This is a genomic window from Acinetobacter sp. GFQ9D191M (assembly GCF_011174875.1).
Taxonomy (GTDB): Bacteria; Pseudomonadota; Gammaproteobacteria; order Pseudomonadales; family Moraxellaceae; genus Acinetobacter.
Map to the genome: position 1 here is coordinate 1 of NZ_JAALGV010000114.1, position 3923 is coordinate 3923.

Consider the following 3923-nt stretch of genomic DNA (forward strand, 5'->3'; position numbering starts at 1 on the left):
TGGAAATAGATCACGCAGATTTTTGGCACGTTCAAACACGGTGCCCGTGTTTAAAAAACTGATGACTTGTTTCCATTCCGTTTCTGACAGGGGCGCAAGTCCATTGGCGCGTTCAATCTGGGTTTTCAGGTTGGACAGTAGCTGGCTTTCATCCTTGAGGGTGACTGAGGCATAACCCAATTGCTGTAGCTGGCCAATCAGTTCGTTTTCAAGTTGATATTCGCTTTGAGTCATAATTATCTACTATCTTTAGCCTGCTGTTCTTGAATTTCTGAAAGTATAAAATCAATATAAAGTAAAAAAGAATAAGCTTTCAAGCTGTTAATTTTAGTTCCATAATTCAAGTGATTTGGATCTCCATGTAAAATTCCATGACGATTTGGAAATTTTTCTGATTCCAATACATGTTTTGAATTTCGACTAATTATGGTCTTTTTGCTTTGATTTTGCTCTGCACGAAATGGATCAAGTAAAAATTTAACGCTATTAATTTTATCTCCTTCAATTTTTTGATAAATTTCTATTATTTTTTCATATGCTTTTTGCTTTCCTCTTGGTGCTGAAAAATAACCAATCCCATTTAGCCTATCCTGACAAATACCATCTGCTTGAGAAAAAAATAATGGGATAGATGCTATATAACGCTCTTCTTCATGTAATCGAAAAGCTTCTTCCAATATGTGCTTTCGACTGGGATGTGCAGCAACCAAATCAATTTTCCACTGATCCCAATCACGTTCTAGCCAAACGATCATGTGGGCATCTATATTATTTTCATCCACCTCATGTGGAGAGAATGCTGTAATCCAAGCTCCAAACCAGCCTGTCTCAATTGAAATATTAGATGAAGCATTTAGATTTTTATCAGTACGCTTCATTACCTCAACAAAACTCATAAAATCTCTCTTCGGCAGATTTGAAACCATTTGCTTCAAACCAGTTATAAGCTCTTTACCTAAAATAGCCATTATGAAAATCCATCTATTTACACAAACATCTGCTGCAACAAGCCTTTTTTCCACTGTTTCGCTTGTTCAATTTGCTGTGCCACTACTTCAAGTTTTTGGTCGATACTCGATAAGAAATTAGCGATTTTAGTTTGTTCTTCTAAGCATGGAACTTTGATTGGAACCTGTTTTAAATCGCTCAAACCAATTCTTTTTCTTGTTGATCCTGTACTTACATCAGATGCACTTTGTCTAAAATCTTGATAATTAATTTGATAAAACATAAAAATAGATGAATAGTTTTGTTTATCAACAACTAGGCGGATTCCATCTGAACACATTACATAACGATCATGATGTTTAGGAACAATACAGCAACGAGCAACAGGATCACCCATTTTGGAAATTAAAATTTCATCTGGATAAATATTACAGCTTAATAATTCATTAGCTTTTTCAGGTGACGTATAGATTTTATAGTCATTTAAAAATGCACCATCACCTATGTTCTGAAGTTGAATAATTCTAATACCTAATTCAGTGTAATCCTCAGACTTTAAATTTGACCCAAATGGACCACCTGTGAAACTCCACTTAATATTAGTATCTACAGAATCTATTAATGTCTTCTCCTCCCACTCCCCAAACTCACTCCCATCATCCGCTTTAAAACGAATCTGCTGGCTAAACAGCTTTTGCATCATGCCTTGTTTATATTGGCTCAGCAGCGCATGTTTTTGCGTGAGTTGACTAATCTTTTCATCCACTGCGGAAAGAAAAGAAGCGATTTTGGTTTGTTCTTCTTTTGGAGGAACAATTAACTCAAAGTTTCTAATAGTTCCAAGATTTAATCCTGCTTTTGCGCCTGAGTCATTTAAGCTATTAAGCTTATTATTATATTTTTCAGTCGAAAGACTATAAGCAATGAATTTAGAATCAACGCTGTCTTTCATTCTCACCAAGGCAGTATGTTGATTAATATAAGCTGTTCCTAAACCTTCGGGAATCCAACCTAATTTACCCAATTCAGCGGTAATAGAAATTAAAATATCGCCAAATTTTAAACTTGTTCTTTTTCCTTCATTTGAATCTTTAGGCAACTGAACAAATTTTAAATCTGATAAATCCAAGTAAATTCCATCTCGTACAAGATTGGTCATACGAATGAATTTATCACCAGATTCAGAATAATATTGAGCCCAATCACGTGAGCCACTTGTAACAGTTTGGGCTTGATCGTTAATCTTTATTTTATCCCATTGATTATCAAACTCTTTAAACCTTAATTTTGGCGCAGCCATTACTTCACCTCCGCAAAAGGCGAAACAATGCCTAGCTCGGCACAGAAACCATTAATCACGGCATCGGTCTTTTGGCTGTCTTGTTCCAAAGCTTGAAGCTGTTTTGCAATGGCATCTAAATCAATCTCGGCTTCCGCTTCAAAAGTATCCACATAACGCGGAATATTCAGGTTGTAATCGTTATCTTTCACTTCTTGCAAAGTCGCCACATGCGCATATTTTTCAATATTTTCACGCTTTTCAAATGCCGCAACAATCTTATCCAAATGCTCAGGCAATAACTTGTTTTGATTCTTCTGCTTTTCAAAATCATTGCTGGCATCAATAAACAGAATATTGCCGCTCTGCTCACGGTTTTTCTTCAACACCAAAATACAGGTCGGAATCGAGGTGCCATAGAAAATATTGGCTGGTAGTCCGATGATGGCATCCACCACATTCAACTGTTCAATCAAATACTGACGAATCACGCCCTCACTCGAACCACGGAACAATACGCCATGCGGTAACACCACCGCCATGGTGCCATTGTCGTCCAGTTGATACAGCATGTGCTGTACAAAAGCCATATCGGCTTTAGAACTTGGCGCCAATTTGCCATACGCAGCAAAGCGTTCATCTTGTAAAAATAACGGATCGGCAGACCACTTTGCAGAAAATGGTGGATTCGCCACCACCGCATCAAACTTTTTATCTAAATGCTGCGGACGGGTTAAAGTATTTTCCTGCTTGATGTCGAACTTGGCAAAATGCACATCATGCAGAATCATGTTCATGCGCGCCAAGTTGTAGGTGGTACGGTTCATTTCCTGACCGTAAATCATATCGACATCTTTAACTTCACGTTTTACCCGTAGCAACAACGAACCCGAACCGCAAGTCGGGTCATAGACTGAACGTAAACGGTCTTTGCCTTGGGTGACAATCTTCGCCAGTAAGGTCGATACCGTTTGCGGGGTATAGAATTCCCCCGCTTTTTTGCCCGCACCTGAGGCAAACTCACCAATCAGGTATTCGTAAGCATCACCCAGTACATCGGCTTCGGTATTACTAATATCAAAATCAATATCATCTAAATGACTCAGGACTTTCGCCACCAGTGCATTACGGTCGCTGGCATTATTGCCAAGCTTGGTCGAGTTTAGATCTAAGTCTTCAAACAGGTTGGCAAAGTCATCGGCAGAGTCGGTGCCTAACGTGCTTTGTTCAATTGATTTTAAGGTCGCAGTTAAATCATCCAAAATGAATTCGCCCTGACGACCACGCTCGGCTAAGGTATGGAATAGCTGTTTGGGTGTAAGCGCATAACCCACTTCGGCAATGGCATTCTTTTTAATTTCTTCGATGTACGGCACATGCTCAGCATTATTTTCATCTAATTCTAAAAAGCTGACGTCTTCACCATCGAGCAATTCATTGGCAAAGTTCACCGATTTTTCTGATAAATATTTAAAGAAAATAAAACCCAGAATGTAATCACGGAATTCATCGGCGCCCATGGTGCCGCGCAAAGTATTGGCGATATTCCAGAGCTGTTTTTGCAGTTGTTGGAGTTGTACTTGGGTCATGTTAAAAATCAACCAAAAATCATTATTTTAGAATGGCAATACTTTGCCATATCTGACTCTTTAAATTAAGCACTAATTTCTTAAAAGAGTAAGCATCCGGCTAACAC

The 3923-nt window shown here is 38.4% G+C and carries 4 protein-coding genes; all 4 read right to left on the bottom strand.

Features of this window, described 5'->3' with window-relative positions:
* A partial coding sequence (locus G5T77_RS14995; protein ID WP_166138809.1) for a hypothetical protein occupies window positions 1-237 on the bottom strand: 237 nt, incomplete at its 3' end.
* Window positions 237-968 (bottom strand): hypothetical protein, encoded by a 732-nt coding sequence (locus G5T77_RS15000; protein WP_104488790.1) that lies wholly within the window; start codon window positions 966-968, stop codon window positions 237-239. The genes G5T77_RS15000 and G5T77_RS14995, both read right to left, overlap by 1 nt.
* 17 nt (window positions 969-985) lie before the next feature.
* Window positions 986-2248 (bottom strand): restriction endonuclease subunit S, encoded by a 1263-nt coding sequence (locus G5T77_RS15005; protein WP_166138803.1) that lies wholly within the window; start codon window positions 2246-2248, stop codon window positions 986-988.
* The gene (locus tag G5T77_RS15010; RefSeq protein ID WP_166138806.1) at window positions 2248-3816 is read right to left on the bottom strand and encodes a type I restriction-modification system subunit M; all 1569 of its coding nucleotides are present in this window, start codon (window positions 3814-3816) and stop codon (window positions 2248-2250) included. The genes G5T77_RS15005 and G5T77_RS15010 overlap by 1 nt, the downstream gene beginning before the upstream one ends.
* Window positions 3817-3923: the final 107 nt, after the last annotated feature.